The organism is Thermomonospora curvata DSM 43183, assembly GCF_000024385.1.
GTDB classification, from domain to species: Bacteria; Actinomycetota; Actinomycetes; order Streptosporangiales; family Streptosporangiaceae; genus Thermomonospora; species Thermomonospora curvata.
In genome coordinates, this window is the sequence record NC_013510.1 from 304,452 (window position 1) to 324,511 (window position 20,060).

Annotated in this window: 19 protein-coding genes; 5 read left to right on the forward strand and 14 right to left on the reverse strand. The window is 73.2% G+C overall.

Annotation, left to right across the window (positions count from 1 at the left end):
• Positions 1 to 14: 14 nt before the first annotated feature.
• The 3 genes from TCUR_RS01370 to TCUR_RS01380 form a co-directional block, all read right to left on the reverse strand.
• Positions 15 to 464 (reverse strand): winged helix-turn-helix transcriptional regulator, encoded by a 450-nt coding sequence (locus TCUR_RS01370; protein WP_012850665.1) that lies wholly within the window; start codon positions 462 to 464, stop codon positions 15 to 17.
• Between the two features lie 82 nt (positions 465 to 546).
• Positions 547 to 1,950, reverse strand: a complete 1,404-nt coding sequence (locus tag TCUR_RS01375; protein WP_012850666.1) for an MFS transporter — start codon at positions 1,948 to 1,950, stop codon at positions 547 to 549.
• 199 nt (positions 1,951 to 2,149) lie between these two features.
• The gene (locus tag TCUR_RS01380; RefSeq protein ID WP_012850667.1) at positions 2,150 to 2,383 is read right to left on the reverse strand and encodes a hypothetical protein; all 234 of its coding nucleotides are present in this window, start codon (positions 2,381 to 2,383) and stop codon (positions 2,150 to 2,152) included.
• 262 nt (positions 2,384 to 2,645) lie between these two features.
• Between TCUR_RS01380 and TCUR_RS01385 the strand changes: the two genes are divergently transcribed.
• Entirely contained in the window at positions 2,646 to 2,924 is a 279-nt protein-coding gene (locus TCUR_RS01385) for an isoamylase early set domain-containing protein (RefSeq protein ID WP_012850668.1), read from the forward strand.
• A 35-nt stretch (positions 2,925 to 2,959) separates the two neighbouring features.
• On the opposite strand, the gene TCUR_RS01390 is transcribed toward TCUR_RS01385, so the two are convergent.
• The 3 genes from TCUR_RS01390 to TCUR_RS01400 all read right to left on the reverse strand — a co-directional run bounded on the left by TCUR_RS01390 (position 2,960) and on the right by TCUR_RS01400 (position 5,852).
• Entirely contained in the window at positions 2,960 to 3,919 is a 960-nt protein-coding gene (locus TCUR_RS01390) for a trypsin-like serine peptidase (RefSeq protein ID WP_012850669.1), read from the reverse strand.
• 139 nt (positions 3,920 to 4,058) lie between these two features.
• Positions 4,059 to 5,342: an RNA polymerase sigma factor gene (locus TCUR_RS01395; protein ID WP_041440531.1), complete on the reverse strand. Its 1,284-nt coding sequence runs from the start codon at positions 5,340 to 5,342 to the stop codon at positions 4,059 to 4,061.
• Between the two features lie 159 nt (positions 5,343 to 5,501).
• The gene (locus tag TCUR_RS01400) at positions 5,502 to 5,852 is read right to left on the reverse strand and encodes a YciI family protein (protein ID WP_012850671.1); all 351 of its coding nucleotides are present in this window, start codon (positions 5,850 to 5,852) and stop codon (positions 5,502 to 5,504) included.
• 317 nt (positions 5,853 to 6,169) lie between these two features.
• Here TCUR_RS01400 and TCUR_RS24515 point away from each other — a divergent pair, with 317 nt between their 5' ends.
• Both TCUR_RS24515 and TCUR_RS01410 read left to right on the forward strand, forming a co-directional pair.
• On the forward strand, positions 6,170 to 7,504 hold the full coding sequence (locus TCUR_RS24515) for a serine/threonine-protein kinase (RefSeq protein WP_012850672.1): 1,335 nt from the start codon (positions 6,170 to 6,172) through the stop codon (positions 7,502 to 7,504).
• A 151-nt stretch (positions 7,505 to 7,655) separates the two neighbouring features.
• Positions 7,656 to 8,060: a DUF7144 family membrane protein gene (locus tag TCUR_RS01410; protein ID WP_012850673.1), complete on the forward strand. Its 405-nt coding sequence runs from the start codon at positions 7,656 to 7,658 to the stop codon at positions 8,058 to 8,060.
• Positions 8,061 to 8,069: 9 nt separating this feature from the next.
• Here the strand turns inward: TCUR_RS01410 and TCUR_RS01415 are convergent, their stop codons facing one another.
• Together TCUR_RS01415 and TCUR_RS01420 are read right to left on the reverse strand one after the other, a co-directional pair.
• On the reverse strand, positions 8,070 to 9,080 hold the full coding sequence (locus TCUR_RS01415; RefSeq protein WP_012850674.1) for an Acg family FMN-binding oxidoreductase: 1,011 nt from the start codon (positions 9,078 to 9,080) through the stop codon (positions 8,070 to 8,072).
• Positions 9,081 to 9,265: 185 nt separating this feature from the next.
• Positions 9,266 to 10,093, reverse strand: a complete 828-nt coding sequence (locus TCUR_RS01420) for an SAM-dependent methyltransferase (protein ID WP_012850675.1) — start codon at positions 10,091 to 10,093, stop codon at positions 9,266 to 9,268.
• Positions 10,094 to 10,302: 209 nt separating this feature from the next.
• Between TCUR_RS01420 and TCUR_RS01425 the strand changes: the two genes are divergently transcribed.
• Entirely contained in the window at positions 10,303 to 11,388 is a 1,086-nt protein-coding gene (locus TCUR_RS01425; RefSeq protein WP_012850676.1) for a quinone-dependent dihydroorotate dehydrogenase, read from the forward strand.
• Here TCUR_RS01425 and TCUR_RS01430 read toward each other — a convergent pair.
• From TCUR_RS01430 to TCUR_RS01445, 4 genes are all read right to left on the reverse strand, one after another.
• On the reverse strand, positions 11,385 to 12,839 hold the full coding sequence (locus tag TCUR_RS01430) for a DUF7059 domain-containing protein (protein ID WP_012850677.1): 1,455 nt from the start codon (positions 12,837 to 12,839) through the stop codon (positions 11,385 to 11,387). The genes TCUR_RS01425 and TCUR_RS01430 overlap by 4 nt on opposite strands.
• Positions 12,840 to 12,894: 55 nt before the next feature.
• Positions 12,895 to 13,746, reverse strand: a complete 852-nt coding sequence (locus TCUR_RS01435) for an N-acetylmuramoyl-L-alanine amidase (protein WP_012850678.1) — start codon at positions 13,744 to 13,746, stop codon at positions 12,895 to 12,897.
• A gap of 389 nt (positions 13,747 to 14,135) precedes the next feature.
• Positions 14,136 to 15,467, reverse strand: a complete 1,332-nt coding sequence (locus TCUR_RS27650; protein ID WP_245536951.1) for a hypothetical protein — start codon at positions 15,465 to 15,467, stop codon at positions 14,136 to 14,138.
• 111 nt (positions 15,468 to 15,578) lie between these two features.
• The gene (locus TCUR_RS01445) at positions 15,579 to 16,589 is read right to left on the reverse strand and encodes a LacI family DNA-binding transcriptional regulator (RefSeq protein ID WP_012850680.1); all 1,011 of its coding nucleotides are present in this window, start codon (positions 16,587 to 16,589) and stop codon (positions 15,579 to 15,581) included.
• Between the two features lie 717 nt (positions 16,590 to 17,306).
• Here TCUR_RS01445 and TCUR_RS01450 point away from each other — a divergent pair.
• Positions 17,307 to 17,999, forward strand: coding sequence for a TetR/AcrR family transcriptional regulator (locus TCUR_RS01450; RefSeq protein WP_012850681.1), 693 nt, complete (start codon positions 17,307 to 17,309; stop codon positions 17,997 to 17,999).
• 567 nt (positions 18,000 to 18,566) lie between these two features.
• Here TCUR_RS01450 and bldC read toward each other — a convergent pair.
• Together bldC and TCUR_RS01460 are read right to left on the reverse strand one after the other, a co-directional pair.
• Positions 18,567 to 18,770, reverse strand: coding sequence for a developmental transcriptional regulator BldC (gene bldC / locus TCUR_RS01455; RefSeq protein WP_012850682.1), 204 nt, complete (start codon positions 18,768 to 18,770; stop codon positions 18,567 to 18,569).
• Positions 18,771 to 19,008: 238 nt separating this feature from the next.
• Positions 19,009 to 20,022 (reverse strand): DUF8083 family protein, encoded by a 1,014-nt coding sequence (locus tag TCUR_RS01460; protein WP_012850683.1) that lies wholly within the window; start codon positions 20,020 to 20,022, stop codon positions 19,009 to 19,011.
• Positions 20,023 to 20,060: the final 38 nt, after the last annotated feature.

Below are 20,060 nucleotides of genomic sequence, written 5' to 3' on the forward strand. Positions count from 1 at the left end.
GGCGGGGGCCGGCGTCACCGGTCGGCCCGGACGCCCCGGCCGGTGGGGGAGTGGGCGCCCTGGCGGGCGGGACGCCCGCAGTGCGCGCAGGTGACCACCGGGTCGAGGACGTTGCCGCAGGAGTGCTGCCAGCGCACCGGCGGGTCGTCGGGGTTGAGGTACCGGTCGCCCCACTTCATCAGGGTCAGCAGCACATCGCCCAGATCGCGGCCGGCGGGCGTCAGGTGGTACTCGAAGCGCGGCGGGTGGTCGCTGTAGCGCTCGCGGCGCAGGATGCCGGCGGCCTCCAGCTTGCGCAGCCGGGCGGTGAGGATGTCACGGGAGGCGCCGGTGTTGCGGACGATGCCGTCGAAGCGGCGCACGCCGTGGAAGATCTCCCGGATCGCCAGCAGGCTCCAGCGCTCGCCGACCAGCTCCAGGGTGTCGGCGATGGAGCAGGGACGAGGGCTGACGTCCTTGGGCATGCCGACAGATTAGTCGGGTTTTCCAACTCGGGAGGCCGCCCCGGCCGCCCCCGCGTGACCGGGGCGGCCTCCCGCGGCCCGGTCAGGCCGGCCGGCCGCGCCGGATGAACGCCGCGGCCGCCCCGGCCGCCGCCGTCGCCGACAAGGTCAGCAGCCAGCCGCCGGCGAAGGCGGCTTCCGCTTCATCGGTGCCGCCCAGGGCGGCGACCAGCATCGCCACGCCCAGCACCATGCCGACCTGGCGGGCCATGGTGACCACCGCCGAGCCGGTGGCGAAGCCGTGCGGCGGCAGCGCGGCGACCGCGGCGCTGATCAGCGTGGGCAGGGTGAGGCCGACGCCGACGCCGGTCAGCAGCATGCCGGGCAGCATCCCGGTGAGATAACCGCCATCGGGTTCCAGGACCACCGCCCACCAGCCGATCCCGGCCGCGAACACCGCGCAGCCGGCGGCGGCGACGGCGGCCGCGCCCACCCGCCGCACGATCGGCCCGGCGCCGACCGCCAGGGCGGGCACCATCAGCGGGCCGGGCGTGATCGCCAGCCCGGTGCGCAGCGGCGACCACCGCCACACCTCCTGGCACCACAGCACCGCCGACAGCAGCATCGCGGCGAACGCCACCGCGAACAGCACGTTGGCCAGGGTCGCCGAACCGAAGGCCGGCACCCGCAGCAGCGCCGGCGGCACGATGGGATCGGGGTGGCGGGCCGACCGGACGGCGAACACCGCGGCCAGCAGGGCCGCCGCGGCCAGGCAGCCGATCACCTCCGCCGAGGCCCAGCCCCACTCGTCGCTGCGCACCAGTCCCAGGGCGAGCGCGGCGACGGCGACCGTCAGGACGCCCGCGCCCGCGGTGTCGTGGCGCCGGGCGTTGCGCACCGCCGCGGTACGGGGCAGCACGTAAAGCCCGGCGACCAGGGCGGCGGCGCCCACGGGCAGGTTGACCAGGAACACCCAGCGCCAGCCGGCCTGGCACAGCAGGCCCCCGGCGACCGGGCCGAGCGCGGCGGCCAGCCCGCTGATGGCCGTCCAGCCCCGGACCGCGGCGGTCCGCCGCTCGGGCGGCGCAGCGGCCAGCAGCAGGCTCAGCGAGGCGGGCGTCAGCATGGCCGCCCCGGCCGCCTGCACGATGCGGGCGGCGACCAGCGCCCACACCGACGGCGCCGGCGCGCACAGCGCCGAGGCGGCGGTGAAGATCGCGACCCCCGCCAGGTAGGTGCGCCGGGCGCCCACCCGGTCGGCGAGGTCGCCCAGCGGCACCAGCAGGGCGGCGAAGACCACGGCGTAGGCGTTGAGCACCCACGACAGCGCCGGCAGCGAGGAGCCGGACATCTCCTCGCCGATCTCGGGCAGGGCCACGTTGACGATGAACATGTCCAGGTTGGACATCGCCACCCCGGCGGCCACCACCGCGAAGACCGGGCCCAGCCGCCCCGTGGACGGCCTGGCCTCGGGCGGGGCGCCGGTGCGGGTGTCGGGACGGGTCACGGCCCCTCCAGTAAGTAGGAAAATCCAACTCAGTTGGCGGCCACTGTGGCATGGTCAGTTGGAAAACACAACCCTCAGGAATGTGGGATCGGGCACCGCAGGGGAAACCGTGCGGAGAACTCAGCGTGACGCGACTGGTGCGAGGCGGGGACGCCTGCCCGTGCCGCCTGCCGGCAGGGGCGAGCCGGACGGCTGAGACTCAGTCCCCGTCGCGGTCATCGCGGTCGTGGTGGTCGTCGCCGTCGTGGTCACCGCGATCGCGGTCGTCGTCGCCGTCGTCCCCGTCGTCCTCGTCCCCGGGCGAGGCGCAGCTCGCCGTGACGGCAACGGTCGTGCCGGCCGCCACGGCGAGGGCGGGGACGGAGGCGGGACTCAGCGTCGTCACCAGGGCGAGCAGGCTCCGCAGGAGAGCCAGCGGCGCTTTGGACGGCATGGGCCACCTCCGGGCGGCATCGGTCGGCACACCCCGGCCCGGGCATCCCGGGCCCGGTCGTCATGACCGGGGTACCCCCGCTTTGCGCCGTCTGACGTCCCGGACTCCCATGACAGCCCCAAAAGCACCGTCCCGCGCGTAACGTCGCAGGTCAGCATGTGAATTCTGGGTTAAGGTCGGCATTGGGACCGGCCCAGGGGCGAAGAGAACCGGGAGAATGTCGGCCTATCCGGATGTCCCTTCGCCTCCAGGGGAGTGCAGCATGCTGAGGCGTTCGCGGCTGTTCGGCCGCAAAACCCGGGTCACCTTCAGTCTCCCGGCCGACGAGCCCCCGGGGACCGTCAGCGTGGTCGGGGACTTCAACGACTGGGAGCCCGGCAGGCACGAACTGGTCAAGCGCCGCAACGGCACCCGCAGCGTCTCGGTGACGCTGGCGCCCGGCACCTACCGCTTCCGCTACCTGGGCACCGGCGGGCTGTGGTTCGACGACGACACCGCCGACGCGATCGACTCCCAGGGCAGCGTGATCACCATCGGCTGAACGTCCGCCCCGGCCCGGGGCGGACGCCGCGGACGTCAGGACTTCTGCGCCTCCTCGTACAGGGCCTTGGCGTCGTTGCCGAAGTAGGGCCCGTACATGTTGCGCCACAGGATCGGCAGGTTCAGCCGGTAGCTGTTGACCGAGGCGAGCGTCCCGGTGCCGGTCGCCTCGTTGAAGTTCACAAACCACGGGCCGCCGCTGGACCCGCCGGTCATGTTGCAGTTCATGCCGTGGGTGCCCCACAGCAGGCTGACGATGGTGGGACCGCTGCAATAGGTCAGCTTGGACCCGTCATAGGGCGCTTCGGCCGGGTACCCGAAGGCGTACATGCGCCGCCACCGGGGCTGGTTGAAGGCGATGCTCTGGCCGCCGACCACGTCGGTGAGCAGCTTGCCGTCCTGCGGGTTCAGCACGGCCGCGCCCACGTCGTAGGAGAAGTTCTCGCTGGACCCCCACTGCGGGGTGGTCAGCGTCCGGCGCGCCGTCCACACGCCGTAAGGCGCGTTGCCGTTGTGGTAGCCGGGGACGAAGACCCAGTTGGTGTGCCAGGCCCCGTTCAGCTTGACGCAGTGCCCGGCGGTGATGACCGTGCTCTTGTTCTGGCTGACCACCGCGCTGCCCGAGCAGGAGGCGGTGCGGCCCTGGTAGGTGAAGAACACCCGCCCGGTGGTCTTGACGACCTGCCCGCCGCCGGTCCAGGAGGCCCCACCGCTGGGGTAGGCGGTGGGCGCGAGCAGCCCCGCCCCGTCCACCTCCAGGAGCTTCCGCGCGGTCGCCGTCCCGGGGGTGAGCAGCCGCTCCATGGGGGTCGCCGAACGCATCCGGGCCTTGGTCCAGAACGCCTCCACCTGCTGCCGCGCCGCCTTGGTGGTGGCCTGCGCCTTGGCGGCCGGGCGGGGGGCGGCCGCCGCGGCGGCCGTCGGAACGAGCAGCGTGGACGCCAGAGTCGTCGCACTCAGCAGGGAAAGGGTGAGTATGCGAGGGGACGCTTTCATATGCACCGCTTTCGCCGGGGGGTGGTGAGGGGAAATTACCGCTTGGTCGGGATCTTCGTCTACGAAGATCCGAACTATTCCGCACGTCAAGCCCCTCACATCCCGCCGGGTCTTCGCCCTCCGGCCTTGACGAGGCGGCCTAGCCGGAGCGTGCGGCCAGCTCGTCGGCCCGCCTGCGCAGCAGACGGCGTTCGGGGGCGTTGCGGGTCAGCGCCGCGGCCCGGGCGAACTCCGCGGCGGCCTCGGCGGTGCGGCCCAGCCGGGCCAGCAGGTCGCCGCGCACGCTCGGCAACAGGTGGTAGTTCCGCAAAGCCGGCTCGCCGGCCAGGGCGTCGATGATCGCCAGGCCGCGTTCGGGACCGAAGGCCATGCCCACCGCGACCGCCCGGTTCAGCTCCACCACCGGGGACGGGGCGGTGCGGGCCAGCAGCTCATACAGGCCGGCGATCTGCTTCCAGTCGGTGTCCTCGGCGGTGGCGGCCCGGGCGTGGCAGGCGGCGATGGCGGCCTGCAGCACGTACGGGCCGGGCGGGCCGCCGAGGGCGCGGGCGCGCAGCAGCGAGGCGAACCCCCGGTGGATCAGCAGCCGGTCCCATCGGCCGCGGTCCTGCTCCGCCAGCGGCACCGGCTCACCGGACGGGTCGATGCGGGCGCGGGCCCGGGACGCCTGGATCTCCATCAGCGCCACCAGGCCGTGCACCTCGGCCTCCCCGGGCATCAGCCCGGCCAGCACCCGGCCCAGCCGCAGCGCCTCCCGGCACAGGTCGGCGCGGACCCACTCGTCCCCGGCCGTGGCGGCATAGCCCTCGTTGAAGATCAGGTAGATGACCTCCAGCACGGACGCCAGCCGGGCGGCGCGCTCTGCGCCGGCGGGGACCTCGAACGGCACGTTCGCCCGCGCCAGGGTCCGCTTGGCCCGGACGATCCGCTGCGCCACGGTCGCCTCCGAGGTCAAGAAGGCCCGCGCGATCTCGCCGGTGGTCAGCCCCCCGAGCATCCGCAGCGTCAGCGCGACCCGGGCCGGGGCCGGCAGCACCGGATGACAGGCGGTGAACACCAGCCTCAGCAGGTCGTCTTCGATCCGCTCCGGATCGAGGGCCTCTTCCGGATCGGTGCCAGGCGCCCCGGTCTCCAGCCCGTGGCCGAGCTCGGCGATCTTGCGTTCCAGCCGCCGCTCCCGGCGGATCGCATCGATGGCCCGCCGCTTGGCGACGGCCATCAGCCAGGCCCCCGGGTTGTCGGGCACCCCCGAGCCGGGCCACTGTTCCAGCGCGGCGACCAGCGCGTCCTGCGCCAGCTCCTCGGCCAGCCCGAGATCGTTGACCAGCCGCGCCACCCCCGCGATGATCCGCGGCGACTCCAGCCGCCACACCGCGTCGATGGCGCGGTGAACGCCGGACGCCTCCTGCCGCGGCTGTGTCATGACCCCGATCACAGCACCCCCGCAGATCCCCCGCAACCGGCCGTCCGCCGCGTCCCGGGCGGGGACGCGGCGGACGGAGCGGGCCGAAAGAGCCCGCTGCACCTTCTTCACACGCCGTTTCCGCAGGGCGGAACGGGTGCCCCGCAGCGGCGGGAAGGCTCACTGGCCGGGCAGGTCCTCCGGGCCGAAGACCTGCTTGATGACCCCGCGGCCGTTGCCGACGATCTTCCAGAACCGCCTGGACAGCTCGATGGCCTCCTCCCGGCTGCGCACCTCGACCAGCGCGAAACCGGCCACCGCCTCCTTGGACTCGCTGAAGGGCCCGTCGGTCACGGTGATCTCGCCGTCCCGGGCGGTGATGTGGACACCGCCGGGCTCCAGCCCGCCGGTGGCCAGCAGCACGCCCGCCCTGCTCATCTCGGCGATGAACGCGCCCATCTCGGCCTGCAGCCGCTCGCTGGGCGGGCTCTGGTCCGAACCGTCGTCGGTGGTCATCATCAGGAACCGCATGCCGTTCTCCTTGTCACGAGCGGTGCCGGCGGGTCATCCCCCGGCCTTCTCGCTGACGCGTCGAACAACGGCGCGCCCGATCGACACGACGGCCGGATTTTTCCGCGGAAATTTTTCCCGGCCGCCTCCCCGCAGCCCGATGCGCCGGGCATGGACGCCGAGTGCACGGCGCGCGCAAGGGCTCTTCGGACGGCCGGCGGGTCGGCCTGCAGTACGGATCGCCGGGCGGTTCCGGTTCGATCGAGCCTGCGCCGCCCCGGCTGCGTACCAGTGGGGAGAAGCCCCATGACCTCAAGGTGGGACGGGGGACGGCCCCAGTGCGCGCAGGTGTTCTCATCGCCGCCCGGTACCGGCTGGACCGGCGCGTCGGCGCCGGCTCGGCGCCGGAGGTGTGGCGGGCCACCGACGAGATGCTCGCCCGGCGGGTCATGGTCGCCCTGGTGCCGCCCGAGCATGCGGGCGACCTCCGCTACCGCCACCGGTTCCAGCAGGGGGCGCGGGCGGCGGCCGCCTTGACGCACCCGGGCATCGTCGCCGTCTGCGACCACGGGGAGGTCGCCGACATCGACGGCAGGCCCGTCCCGTACCTGGTGATGGAGCCGGCAGAGGGGGAGACGCTCGCCGACCGGCTGGCCGCCGGGCCGCTTCCCCTGGAGGAGGCGGTGCGGATCGGCGCCCGGGTCGCCGAGGCGCTGGCCGCCGCGCACGCGGCGGGGGTGGCGCACGGCGATCTGCGGCCCGCGAACGTGATATGCGGCCCGGACGGGGCCAAGGTGCTCGGCTTCGGCCTTCCCCGCGGCCCGGGCGGGGACGAGGCCGCCCCGGCCGCCGACGTGCACGCCTTCGGGGTGCTGCTCACCGAGCTCCTGACCGGGCAGCGGGCGCTGCGGGCCCTCCGCGCCGCCCACCTCCCGCCCGAGATCGCCGAGCTGTGCTCGCGGTGCCGCGCCGGCGACCCGCGGCGGCGTCCCCCGGCCGCCGAGGCGCACGCCGTGCTCGCCGCGGCCGGCGGGCGGGCCGCTCCGCCCGCCGGGGTCCTGCCCGCCGGGCGGCGCAGGCGTTTCTCCGGCGGCGCCACGTGGACGCTCGGCCTGGCCACCACGGTGGGGCTGACCGCCGCGGCCGCCCTCACCTCGGTGGTCCTGCCGGGCGCGGACGGGGCGAGCGGGCGCTCACCGGCCCTGGCCGGGCCGTCCTCGCCCGCGGCGACCCTGGAACCGCCGCTCTTCGTCTCGCCCACCTACGCCACCCCGCCGCAGCCCTCCTCGCCCCCGCCCCGGCGCAAGTCACCGTCCGGCAAACCGCCGCAGACCCCCGGCCCGCCGCACAACCGGGTGGAGGCGCCGCCGACCCGGCGGCCATCGCGGGAGGAGCTGGTGCACCGGCTCAGCCGGGTCCGGGAGGTCATCGTGGCGGGCCGGGCGCGCGGCGAGATCGCCCCGGAGACCGCGGCGGAGCTGGACCACCTGGTCACCGACTTCCAGACCGAGCTGGCCGCCGGACGCCCGGTCCGGGTGGCCGAGCGGGTGGACCTGCTGCGGACCAAGGTCGGCGAGCGGCGCCGGGACGGCAAGATCGCCAAGCCCCGGGCGCAGTGGCTTTTGGCGGCCATCGACGCGGTGGATCCCACCCCGTATGCGGCCCCGGCCTGAGCAGGCGTTTCCGGGACGAGCCGGGGACATGGGACGAGTTTGGCCGAACGCAGCCCTTCAGTGGAGACGTCCCCGGCAACCACACAGGTGTGAAAGCACCTCATCCGGGCCGGCCGAGCATGGACCGGCAACGACGATCGGGGGATCGACCATGACCACGAGCGCGACCACCCGGCGCACCATCACCTCCGGATGGCTCACCTTCGCCGCCGTCGTCTTCCTGCTCACCGGCGTGTTCAACGTCATCAACGGGCTGGTCGGCATCTTCAGCAGCGACTTCTACGTCGTCGACGCCGGCCAGGTCCTGGTGTTCAACTTCACCGCCTGGGGCTGGCTGTGGCTGATCCTCGGCTTCGTCCAGATCGCCGTGGCCGCCGGCATCATGAACGGCATGACCTGGGCGCGCGCGGCCGGCATCGCGCTGGCCGCGCTGTCGATCATCGGCCACATGCTCTTCTTGGCGGCCTTCCCCTGGTGGTCGGTGCTGACGATCGCCCTGAGCGTCCTGGTCATCTATGCCCTGACCGTCCCGCCCCACGGCGCCACCGCCGCCTGAGCGGCCCGGTCAGCTCAGCCGCGGCGGCCTGATCGGGACGGGCCGGGTGAAGGTGATCACCTCGTCCACCGGGCGGCGCGGGGTGACCGGCGCGGGCGGGCCGTACCCGACGCGCAACCCCACATAGGGGGTGGTGTGGTCGCCGGGCCGGTGCAGCATCCGCCGCAGCTCCGGGTCGTCCAGCGCCTGGGTGAACACCGAGGTGGACAGGCCGCGCCGGGTGGCCTCCAGCAGGACGCGCTGCATCGCCTGCCCGGCCCGCAGCCACTGCAGCGGGCCGTCCTCGCCGGGCAGCGCCAGCACGCCCACCGTCGGCTCCGGCTCAAAACGCACCGCGGCGCGGCCGGGAACCTCCCGTTCGGGGGCCAGGTCGCGCAGCGTGGTCAGGCCGCCCTCGCTGTAGGGGCCGACCGCCGTCAGCGGGATGCCGTCCTCGCGGTAGGGGTCGTCGGTGGTCCACAGCCGCAGCTCGGCCCGGTACGCCCGGTCGCCGCGGTGCCGCTCATCGGAGGTGCGGGCCAGGCTGAGCAGGAAGTCGCGCTCGCCCGGCTCGGGGAAGCGCAGCACCGCCCCCTCCGCCTCGGCCGCCCGGGTCAGGGCCTGCAGGTCCTCCTGCGGCGGCGGGACGTCCTGGAAGGGCATCCGGTTGGTGTGCCGGCGGGCTATCGCCCCGTACAGCTCGTCCACGTCCCGGCCGGGCTCCTGCGGCTCCTCGGCCCACACCGTGGCCACGTGCCGCCGGTCCTGGGGATCGGGCAGCAGCTCGGTGCGGGTGCGCCGGCCGAAGTGCTCCAGGGCCAGCCGCAGGTTCAGCACCGCGGCGCCCAGGCTGATGTGCAGGGCGCGGCCGGCCGGGTCGATCGCCGGCAGCCGCCGGGACGGGTCGGAGTGCACCTCCACCCCGTCGGGCAGCAGCAGGAACTGCCACGGCTGGCTGTTGTGGATCGACGGGGCACGGACCGCCGCCTCGATACAGGCCAGGAGCTGGTCCTGAGCGGGCGGGGCAATCCGTCCAGCCATCTGGGACCCCCTTCTGGGTGTCGGTTCCCCTCAGATTCCACCCCCGTCATGCCCTGCACCAGACACGACAGTCCCGAATCCGGGGGACCTTGGTCCCCTTGCCATCCGGATGAGCCCACCGGGCGGGGCATCGCCGGCCGGAAAAGAACCGGCCCCGGCACCGGGCGCGGTGCCGGGGCGGAAGGTCAGGGCTTGCGGCCGACGCCGCCGTAGCCGTCCACCGGGGGCGGCTCCTTGTCGCCGACCAGGGTCGGCCGCCACTGGGTGACGCTGACCAGGCCGGGTTCCACCAGCTCCAGGCCCTCGAAGAACTGGGCGATCTGCTCGGGGCTGCGCTGGATGTAGGGGGCGGCGCCGCTTTGGTTGTACTCGTCGTGGGCCTTCTTGTTGGCCTCGCTGTGCACGTTGGTGCCGTCCTGCAGCACCAGGTAGCTGCCGGACGGCAGGGCCGCCACCAGCTTGCGCACGATCGACAGGGCCTCGTCGAAGTCGACGATGTGCCCCATGATCCCGTTGAGGGTGAGCCCGATGGGCTTGGTGAAGTCCAGCGTCTTGGCCGCGGCCTTGAGGATCTTGTCGGTCTCCCGGATGTCGGCGTCGATGTAGTCGGTCGCCCCCTCCGGGGTGCTGGTCAGCAGGGCGCGGGCGTGCACCAGCACCAGCGGGTCGTTGTCGACGTAGACGATGCGGCAGGTGGGGTCGACCCGCTGGGCCACCTCGTGGGTGTTGTCGGCGGTGGGCAGCCCGGTGCCGATGTCCAGGAACTGCCGGATGCCGGCCTCTGCGGCCAGGTAACGGACGGTGCGCACCAGGAACGCCCGCGACTGCCGGGCGGTCTCGGCCATGCCGGGGAAGACCTTCAGGAACTGGTCGCCGGCGATCCGGTCGACCTCGTAGTTGTCCTTGCCGCCCAGCCAGTAGTTCCAGATCCGCGCCGAGTGCGGGACAGAGGTATCGATCTTGGGGGTGGCGTCGGCGCTCGCGCCGCCGCTCTCCGCCGGGTTTGTGGTCATCGCCGCTCCTAGACCTGTTTTCATCCCAATCTAAGGCCGGGATGCCCAGGCCGTGCGGCTTTTATGATCATGTCGGGCGGCTTTTTGGACGAGCCGTTCACTAGCCGTGGCCATGGCCGGGCTCCTTGCGGCCGCCGGCGCACCGGGCGCCCCGGCCACGGGCCGGGTGCGATCCGGCCGGGGCGCGCCCGCCTGGAAGAATCGAGCCGATGTACCGTCTGCTCTTCTCCCTGCTCCTGGTGCGGCTCCCGGCGGAGACCGTGCACCGGATCACCCTGTGGGCGCTGCGCCGGCTCCAGGCGGTGCCGGGGGCGGTCCCCTTGCTGCGCCGTCTGCTGGCCCCCCGCGACCCCGCGCTGACGGTGCGGGCGCTGGGGCTGGAGTTCCCCGGCCCGCTCGGCCTGGCCGCCGGTTTCGACAAGGACGCCCAGGTCTACCGGGCGCTGGGCGCGTTCGGGTTCGGGCATGTGGAGGTCGGCACCGTCACCGGGCGGGGCCAGCCCGGCAACCCGGCCCCGCGGCTGTTCCGGCTGCCTGAAGACCGGGCGGTCATCAACCGGATGGGCTTCAACAACGACGGCTCCCAGGCCGCGGCGGACCGGCTGCGCGACCGCCGGCGCGACACGATCGTCGGCGTCAACATCGGCAAGACCAAGGCGGTGCCCGAGGAGCGGGCCGTCGAGGACTATGTGACCAGCGCCCGGCGCCTGGCCCCCCACGCCGACTACCTGGTCGTCAACGTCAGCTCCCCCAACACCCCCGGGCTGCGGGACCTGCAGGCCATCGAACGGCTGCGCCCGCTGCTGCAGGCGGTGCGCCGGGCGGCCGACGAGGCCGCCGGCGGGCGGCGGGTGCCGCTGCTGGTGAAGATCGCCCCCGACCTGGCCGATCCCGACATCGACGCGGTCGCCGAGCTGGCGCTGGAGCTGGGGCTGGACGGCATCATCGCCACCAACACCACCATCGCCCGCCGGGGCCTGCGCAGCGCCCCCGAACTGGTCGCCCAGGCCGGCGGCCTGTCGGGCGCCCCGCTCAAGGAGCGCTCCCTGCAGGTTCTGCGGCGGCTGCGGGAACGGGTCGGGGACCGGCTGGTGCTGATCTCGGTGGGCGGCGTGGAGACCGCCGACGACGTCTGGGAGCGGCTGCGCGCCGGCGCCACCCTCGTCCAGGCGTACACGGGCATGATCTACGGCGGGCCGCTGTGGGCGTACCGGATCCACCGCGACCTGTCCCGCCGCCTGCGCGGCAGCGCCTTCCGTACTCTCCAGGACGCCATCGGCCCCAAGGACGCCTAGGGCATCTCGAAGAAGCCGTCGGCGATGAGCTCGGGCAGGACGGCCTCGGCGTGGTCGTGCACCTGCCGGGCGGGCATGCCGGTCAGCTCGGCGATGGCGTCCAGCAGGGGCGGCAGGGGGATCGTCCCGTCGCACACCCCGGCCAGGGCCGCCGCCACGGTGCCCACGTCGGCGGCCCGGCGCAGCCCGCCGCGCTGCCGCAGCACGATGCGTTCGGGGTCCTCGGCGCCGGGCAGGCCGATCTGTTCCTGGACGATATCCACAGCCGTCCGCAGCGGCTGTGCACAACCTGTGGAAAACCGCCGGGCGGCGGTCAGGCCGTCGAGGATCCGCGCCACGTAGGCGCCGACCGGCTGCTCGACGGCGTGCCGGAGCTCCTCGATCCGCACCGCCGGCCGGTCGGTCTCGGTTCTGCGGAGCGTGATCCAGCCGAAGCCGACCCCGGTCGCCCGCTGCCGCTCGAAGTAGTCCAGCCACGCCTCATAGCGGGCCGCGTACTCGGGGGAGCCCACCTCGCAGGAGTCGCGCAGCCACAGCTCGGCGTACTCGGCGGGATCCTGGACGTCCCGCTGCACCACCCAGGCGTCGCACCCTTGGGGAAGCCATTCGGCGAGCCGCTCCTGCCACGGCACCCCGTCGATGTGCAGCCAATTCGCCAGCATCTGGCACCAGCCGCCGGCCGTCAGGCGCTCGGCCGCGCCGCCGACCAGCCGGCGGCAGACCTCATCGCCGGGCAGGCCGGACTCCCGGTAGACCAGCCCCCCGCCCGGCGAGATCACAAACGGCGGGTTGGAGACGATCAAGTCGAACCGGCGGTCTTTCACCGGCTCATACAGGGAGCCCTCCAGCAGCTCCACGTCCTTCAGCCCCGACAGCGCGAAGCTCAGCCGCGCCAGGGCCAGGGCGCGGGGGTTCAGGTCGGTCGCGGTGATGCGGGCGGCCCGGTCGCGCAGGTGCAGCGCCTGCACTCCACAGCCCGTGCCGAGATCGAGAGCGTTGTCCACAGGCCTGTGGATAACCAGCTGCGCCAGGCTCGCCGAGGCGCCGCCCGCCCCGACCACGTGATCGGGACGCAGCGCCCTCCCCTCGCCCGGCCGCACCTTCAGGTCGGAGACCACATGGCCCAGATGGCTCCCGTCCGTCCCCTCCAACGGCTCGATGTGCAGCAGGGCGCGCAGCTCGCCGCCCGACCGCTCGGCCAGCCCGGCGGCCACCAGCGCCTCGGCCTCGGGAAACGCCGACTCCGGCACCGGCACCTGCAGCCAGAACAGCCGCACGGCCGCCTCCAGCGGCGAATTTCCCGACGTCGCCCGCAGCGCCGGCACGATCTGCTCGCGCGCCAGCGCCCCGCCCGCCATCGGACCGAGCAGCTCCCTGACCCCCGCCACGGTGTATCCGGCCCGTTCGAAGGCGGCACGGACCCGTTCCAGCGCATCCACCCTGTCGTTCACCGGTCCATCCTCGCGCGTCGCGGGGGACGGCGGCACCGCCTCCGGGCCGGTGCGCTCAGCCGCGCAGGTACTTTTGCAGGCCCTCGGCCAGGGACTCGGCGATGCGCTGCCGGAACTGCGCGTTCGACAGCTTGGCGGCGTCGCCCGCATGGCGCATGTTGCCGGTCTCGATGAAGACCTTCGGCACCTTCGACAGGTTCAGCCCGCCCAGGTCGTTGCGCCGGTCGATGCCCTCCCTGCCCAGGTAGTTGGAATAAGGCATGCCGGTGCCGGCGCGGTAGGCGTCCCGGATCGCCAGCGCCAGCTTGTGAGACTCCTCCACGTACTCCTCGGTGGTGACGCCCGGCACCGGCGCCGGCTCGATGATGTGGAAGCCGTGCCCGGTGGCCGAGGAGCCGTCGGCATGCACCGAGATCACCGCGTCGGCGTCGTTCTCATTGCCGATGGCGGCCCGCTCGTCGATGCACGGCCCCACGCCCTTGTCGTCGCTGCGGGTGAGGATCACCTTGGCGCCCCGCTGCTGCAGCAGCCGGCGCAGCCGCTGGGAGACGTCCCAGGTGAAGGCGTGCTCGCTGTAGCCGGCGTTGGTGGCGGTGCCGGTGGTGTCACAGGCCTTGCGGCCGTTGCCGATGTCCACCTGCCGGTTGATCCGCTCCGGGGCGCGGGCGTTGCCCCCGTTGTGCCCCGGGTCGATCACGATCGTCCGGCCGCGCAGCACATCGTCGCCGCCGCGCCGGTCCTCCTCGGGCAGCGGGGTCCTCTCCCCGTGCGGCGCATCGGCGGTCACCGTCGGGGGAAGCGCGGGACGGGCGCCCTCGCCGACGCCGCCGTCACCGCCGCCACCGCACGCGGTGAGCGCTCCGATGCTCATGGCCAGCGCCGCGATCGCCGACCCGCACCGACCCATGCCCACGATGACCCCCCGTTACGGATTCGTTATAGACCCTGCCAGTCTGCACATGCACCGGCATACGTCAAACGGGGTCACCGCTCAGACGTGAACAAAGATATCGCTGTGGCAAATATCACTTATGGCCGATATTACCCAGCGGTCCGCGCGTTCACGGCCGAGTGACGCCCTCCTCCCGGCACGGTGAGGCATCCGCACAGGCGAACGGCGCCTCCGTCCGCTCCGCGGCCATGCCCGCACCGTTCAGCGAAGCCCTCCCGGGCACTGAGCCTTTTTCACCAAGCCGCCGGGGACGGGACCCCGAGTGGTGCCCGGTGCCGCGGACGGCATCGTCCCCGACTGCGACGCCCCGTCTCGACCTGCGAAGACGGTGCGTTGAAAAGGGTTCACTGCGGTGACCCCGCGCAGCCCGGCGGCGGGCCGACTTGGATGAGCCATTCCGTGGGCCTGTCGGTGTTGCCGAGCGCGGCGTCCGCGCCGTTGCCCGGCGAGCTCACGGCGGGGCCCTGCGGCGGCTCCACCTGGAGATCGACGGGGATGAATCGCTCGGCGGGGCCGCTCGGCGGCGCATCGACGCAGGCGAGCCGTTCCACGGGCCGGACGATGCCGCCGAACAGGACCGTCGCACCGCTCGGCGGCGGGGCCGCCCGGCCCGGCGAGTCCGGTGCCTGCTCTGCGGGCGTGTTCGTGCCGTTCAGCGGTTTGCCGGTGTGGTTTTGCGGCGGCTCTGTGCGGCCCGGTGAATCCGGCCGTCCCGCGGGTGCGCCCGTGCCGTTCGGCGGGTTCTTGGCGCGGTTTTGCATCAAATCCGCGCGGCCCGGCGGGAGAGCGGCCAGGGCGGGCCGTCCGGCGGGCCGGACGATGCCGTTGAGCGGGGCCGCCGTGCCGTTCGGCGGCAGGTCCGCGCAGTTCGGCAAGGCGCCCGGAAGGCGCAGCTCCTGGGTCTGTTCTGCGGCCGTGTTCGTGCCGTTCAGCGGTTTGCCGGTGTGGTTTTGCGGCGGCTCTGCGGGGGCCGGTGAATCCGGTTGTCCCGCGGGTGCGCCCGTGCCGTTCGGTGGGTTTTCAACGCAGTTCTGCGGCGGGAAGGCGGGCCGGGCGGCGCCGTTGGGCGTGGGCGTCGTACCGCTTTGCGAGTCCGGTTCCTGCGGCCGTTCCGCGGGCGGGTGCGTGCCGTTGAGCAAGTCCTTGATGCGGTTGGGCAGGGTGTCCACCTGGCTGGAAGGGACATCCGCGGGCCCGGCCGGCGCGCCGGTGCGGGCGGCGGAGACGGCCGCCCAGCTCGGCGGGGGAGCCAGGCGCGTCAGCGGCGCGCCCACCGGGGCGAACGGGGCCTGCGCCCGGCCCTCCGGGTGGCTGGGGGCGCCCGGACGGGTCGACGGCGGCTGCGGGCGGCCTTGCGGCGGGTCGAGACGGCCGAGCAGCGCGGCCAGCGCACGGGCCTCCTCGGCGTCCAGGCCCAAGACGACCCGGGGACGGCCCCAGGGATGATCCAGCGAGTGCGTCACGTAACTGGCCACCGATTCCGCCGGGCGCCCGGCCAGCCCGTGCGCGCGCCGCCACCGTGACCAGGCACGTTCCAGCTCGCTTGCCGCGCGCTGTGCGCACAGCGCCAACTCTGGATCACGCACGGATCCACCCCCTGATGAGCGTGACTTGCCCGACATGCGCCGGACGGCCGGACGACGGCGGGTCGCCGGCCGGGAAACGGCGGACTCCATTAACCCCTTATGGCAGGCCCGCGTCCCGCTTATTGCGCCAGGCTTGACCCGCCTCTTACCGGACTCTCACGACCAGGGGAATCTCTGGCGAAAGGCTTTGCGAGGGCAAGTTCACAACGTGGGGGCGGGGCCGGTGGTGGAGCGCACCACCAAATGCGGCACCACCAACTTCTGCTTGGGTTCGCGGTGGGGATTCCCGATCCGGGCGCACAGCATTTCGGCGGCGATCCGCCCCATGTCCCGGCGGGGCTGATCGACGCTGGTCAGCGAGATGTGCCGGATGGCGGCCAGGTGGGTGTTGTCATATCCCACGATCGACACATCGGCCGGCACCCGCAGCTCCAGCTCGTCGGCCGCCGACAGCGCCCCGGTGGCCACCAGGTCGTTCGGGGCGAAGATCGCGGTCGGCCGGTCGGGGCGGCTCAGCAGGCTGCGGGCCGCGCGGTAGCCGCCCTCCTCGGTGAAGTCGCCGGGCTCGACGACGATCTGGTCGGCCAGCCCGTGCTTGCGCATCGCGCTCTCATAGCCGGCCCGCCGGTACCGCGCGGTGGTGGAGGGCGCTCCCTCGATGTGCGCGATGCGCCGGTGCCCGAGCCGCACCAGGTGGTCCACGGCCAGGCTGGCGCCCAGCTCGTCGTCGTCCACCACGATGTCGACCCCGGCCACGTCCCGTTCGCCCACGACCACCACCGGCACGCTGGCGGCGGCCTCCTGCAGCGAGTCGGGGACGACGCTGAGCAGCACCAGCCCGTCCACCCGCATCTCCAGGAACGCCTCGACGGCCTCGGCCTCGAACAACGGGTCCCAGCGGCCGCTGCCGACCAGCATCCGCAGCCCTTCGCCGTGCAGGCTTTCCTGCAGGCCGTCCAGGAATTCGGCGAAGAAGGGGTTGTGCAGGTCGGCGACGATGGCGCCGATCAGCCGGGTGCGGCCCTCCACCAGGCTGCGCGCCACCGCGTTGGGCCGGTAGCCCAGCTCGCGGGCGGCCTTGAGCACCGCCTGGCGGCGGCGTTCACTGACGTGCGGGGAGCCGCGCATCACCAGCGACACCAGGGACTTGGACACCCCGGCGCGTTCGGCGACGTTGCGGATGGTCGGCTTGGGCGTGGTGGGGCCCGGCACAGACCCACCGCCTTTCTCACCGCCTTTGCCGCCTCCGGCGGTGGGAACACCTTTACGAGCAGACATGGCACTCCTGTCGGGGGGCCTTGCAGGACCTGCCGCCTTGACGCCCCAGCGTCGATCGGGGGTGATCTGATCCGGGACATCTCCCTCGCAAGTGGAGGAGATAGCCATGATGCCGCGCGAGCGCTCCAAATGGTCGCAACAAGGAGTAACGGTCATACGTCAATGGGGATTGTGATCTGTGGTGTTGTGGATCACAGCAACCAAAAGCGCACCCGCGGGGTGGGGTGGGCGCCCCCTCGGCTCCCGCGTTCCTCGGCTACGCTGCGCAGTGACGGGACGTGCGGCGCCCCCGCCGGGCGCCGCCGGTGGTTGCCAGCGATCGGCGGGACGCGAGGGCGAGCCGGACGGCGGAGGGCCGTCCCAGCCGGTGTCCCCGGCCGATTGACCCCGGGGCGCGGAGGTGGACCTGGCCGGTTCCGCCGTGCGCTTCCGGCGGCCGAGTGCAGATGGGGCGGTGGACGCCAGGGTGAGCGAGGCGGCAGACCTTCTTCGACACACCGCCCCCGCAGGTCGCGTGCGGGGGCGTCATGGCTGGGGAGCGGGCCGTGACCTGGGACGGCGGGCGGCCGGGCGGCGCCGGGCCCGGCAAGCGGGTGTCGGAGGGGGCCCGGCGGGCGCGCCGTCCTTCCCGCGCGGTGACCGGTGGGCGGGATGGTGAGCGGCGAGCGCTTCGCCTCCCCGGCACGGCGGCGGCGCGGGCAGGGCAGGCGCCGGCTCAGCGTCGATGAGCGGCGCGATGAGCTGATCGAGGCGGCGTTGCAGCTGTTCAGCACCCGGCCGCCCGATGAGGTCTCCATCGACGACGTGGCGGTGGCGGCGGGCGCTTCGCGGGCGCTGGTCTACCACTACTTCGGCGGCAAGCACGAGCTGTATGTGGCGGCGTTGCGCAGCGCCGCCAACCGCTTGTCGGTACTGCTGGAGCCGCCCACCGAGGGCAAGCCGCTGGAGCGGCTGCGGGTGTCGCTGAGCCGCTACTTCGACTTCGTGGAAAGCCACGCCTCCGGCTACGGCGCGCTGCTGCGCGGCGGCCCGGCGGACCGTTCCGGCGAGGTGGGGGAGATCGTCAACGGCATCCGCAGCCTGCTGCTGGACCGCATCCTGCACGCCTTGGGCGCATCCGGGCCGAACCCGGTGCTGCGCATCACGTTGCGCTCGTGGATGGCGTGCGTGGAGACGGCGGCCATGGACTGGCTGGAACAGCGCGACCTGGATCGCCGGAAGCTGGAGCGGCTCCTGGTCGACCAGATCGTGATGCTGCTGAACGTGGCGGGCCGCCACGACCCCCAGATCGCCGCCATGCTCGACCGTCTCACCCAAGAGGAGCGGGGCAAGCCCGAAGAGTGATTTTTCTCACTCTGTGATTGCGCCGGCGGGATGCCCGGCTCCGCTCCCACCGGCCCGCGCGTCGCCCTTGCCTGCGGGGAGCCGTTCCGACGGCGGAAATCAGCGCGTTGAAGAGGGCCTGCGAACCCCGCCTCGGCAAGGCCCCGGAACCGTCCCGTTCTTGCGAGATGGAAGCCCTGATACGAGAATTCCCGCCCGTGCCCGTGGCTCGATGCGTACGGGCACGGGCGGGGACTCGCCGACCACATAGGGTCGTGCGTTCTGCCAAGCCCCGGCCATGCGTCCGGGACCTGGGTTTTTCGTCCGGGAGGCCGCTGACGGCTCCCGTCCCTGAGGGGACTCCCCCGGCCGGGGCGGACGACGGACGACCCCGCCCGCTGCGGGCGGAGGGCCCGCCGGGAAAGCGACTCCCCGCCGGGTTCACCCGGCAGCCCCCTGGCGGGTGCTGCTGGGCGCCCATCTGAGACGACGGTGTTCAGCGGCCTCCTAGCCGCCCCCCAACACGGTGCCCGTGCGGGCACCCGGTGTGTTCGGCAGTGCGTTCCGCCCTCCGGTGAGGGCGGGACGCTACTCCGAGCGCTGCTGCGGGATGCCCGCTAGCAGCGCGCGGACCTCGGCCTCCCGATACCGCCGGTGACCCCCCAGCGTGCGGATGGAGGTCAGCTTGCCCGCCTTCGCCCAGCGGGTGACGGTCTTGGGGTCGACTCGGAACATCGTCGCCACCTCTGCCGGCGTCAGCAGGGGCTCGGCCTCTGGCGTTCGTGCTGACATGTTGTGCGGCCTCTCCTCCGTGGACCGATACGATCCTGCGATCCGATACTGATCACGCGGTCACCGATGTCCTCTATGGCCCGAAAGAGCCACTATGACATCACAAGGTGTAACCCTGCCACCACAGAGCGCCACAATCAAGTCCCTGGCGACAACTGTGTGTTCGTGGTGACTGCATCACGCTGCGTGATTCTAGCGACACGTATGGTCGCATCGCCCGCGGATTTAGGAATTTTGGTCAGTTCGCGGATTCGAGCGCCCGCACCGGCCGCCAGCGGGCCCCCAGCCGCTGGTACATCGCCACCGCCAGCTCCGGCTCGCCCCGCTCCAGCGCGGCCAGCGCCACCGCCATCTCGTGCACCGACTCATCGGCCCGCAGCCGCCGGTCGTCGATCAGGTGCACCAGCCCGCCGTAGTCCAGCTCCACCAGCGCGGCCGCATGGAAGGCGGCCAGATGCCGGGCGACGGCCTCCAGCTCGGCCGGCTCCGGCCCGCCCTCGGGGCCGGTGGCGATCAGCCGCTGCGCCCGCTCCAGCCGGCGCCGCGCCTCGCGCATGGAGGTCACGTAGATCAGCGTGCGCATCGACGAGCCCGCGGCCGGGCGGTCCCGTCCGGCGCCCCCGGCGTCGGCGGCCCAGGCCCCGGCGGGTCCACGCAGCCCCACAGGATCCTCAAAGCGGGCCGGGAAGGTTCCCTCTCCCGGATGCCCCTCGGCGCCGCTGTGCCGCCCGTTCAGCCCGTTGGGGGCGCCGTTGCCTCCGCCGGGATCCCGATCGCCGAGGAGCAGGCAGCGCTCCGCCGGGTCGAACGGCACGAACCACGACAGCGGCACGTGCCAGGTGCTCGACAGGATGTGCGGCCGCAGCGAGTGCCCGCTCGCCTTCCACCGCTCGAACTCCCCCGTGATCCGCTCCGCCTGCCCCTCCGGGACGAACGCGGCCGACACCCCCGGCGGCAGCCCGGCGCGGAAGCGGGCGAAGGCCAGCCAGGAGCGCAGCCGGGTCTCCCAGGGGCAGATGTAGGTGATCCCCCCGGCCCGGCGCACGTAGGCGTGCCTGCTTTCGGAATCCGGCGCCACCACCGGCGGCACGGACACCAACCGCCGCACGGCCTCACCGTGCTCGGCCGCCAGCGCCTGCGCCCGCCGGGGGCGCCGGCCCGACTCGGCATAAGCGGCCCACAGCGACCGCAGCGGCTCGGGGAAGGCGGTCACGGGCTCATAGACCCGGAGGTAGGCGGCGTAGGGCAACACTTCCGCATCGTGTCACGCCGTCCCCGCCGAAATCCCCG

Excerpts from the sequence above, each read along its gene's own strand:
- TCUR_RS01415 (WP_012850674.1), bottom strand. The coding sequence starts at position 9,080 with ATGGCTGGACGGATTGCCCCGCCCGCTCAGGACCAGCTCCTGGCCTGT.
- TCUR_RS01400 (WP_012850671.1), bottom strand. The coding sequence starts at position 5,852 with ATGCGGTTCCTGATGATGACCACCGACGACGGTTCGGACCAGAGCCCG.
- TCUR_RS01395 (WP_041440531.1), bottom strand. The coding sequence starts at position 5,342 with ATGACACAGCCGCGGCAGGAGGCGTCCGGCGTTCACCGCGCCATCGAC.
- TCUR_RS27650 (WP_245536951.1), bottom strand. The coding sequence starts at position 15,467 with ATGGAGTCCGCCGTTTCCCGGCCGGCGACCCGCCGTCGTCCGGCCGTC.
- TCUR_RS01370 (WP_012850665.1), bottom strand. The coding sequence starts at position 464 with ATGCCCAAGGACGTCAGCCCTCGTCCCTGCTCCATCGCCGACACCCTG.
- bldC (WP_012850682.1), bottom strand. The coding sequence starts at position 18,770 with ATGTCAGCACGAACGCCAGAGGCCGAGCCCCTGCTGACGCCGGCAGAG.
- TCUR_RS01435 (WP_012850678.1), bottom strand. The coding sequence starts at position 13,746 with ATGGGTCGGTGCGGGTCGGCGATCGCGGCGCTGGCCATGAGCATCGGA.
- TCUR_RS01390 (WP_012850669.1), bottom strand. The coding sequence starts at position 3,919 with ATGAAAGCGTCCCCTCGCATACTCACCCTTTCCCTGCTGAGTGCGACG.
- TCUR_RS01450 (WP_012850681.1), top strand. The coding sequence starts at position 17,307 with ATGGTGAGCGGCGAGCGCTTCGCCTCCCCGGCACGGCGGCGGCGCGGG.
- TCUR_RS01425 (WP_012850676.1), top strand. The coding sequence starts at position 10,303 with ATGTACCGTCTGCTCTTCTCCCTGCTCCTGGTGCGGCTCCCGGCGGAG.
- TCUR_RS01410 (WP_012850673.1), top strand. The coding sequence starts at position 7,656 with ATGACCACGAGCGCGACCACCCGGCGCACCATCACCTCCGGATGGCTC.
- TCUR_RS01385 (WP_012850668.1), top strand. The coding sequence starts at position 2,646 with ATGCTGAGGCGTTCGCGGCTGTTCGGCCGCAAAACCCGGGTCACCTTC.
- TCUR_RS01380 (WP_012850667.1), bottom strand. The coding sequence starts at position 2,383 with ATGCCGTCCAAAGCGCCGCTGGCTCTCCTGCGGAGCCTGCTCGCCCTG.
- TCUR_RS01420 (WP_012850675.1), bottom strand. The coding sequence starts at position 10,093 with ATGACCACAAACCCGGCGGAGAGCGGCGGCGCGAGCGCCGACGCCACC.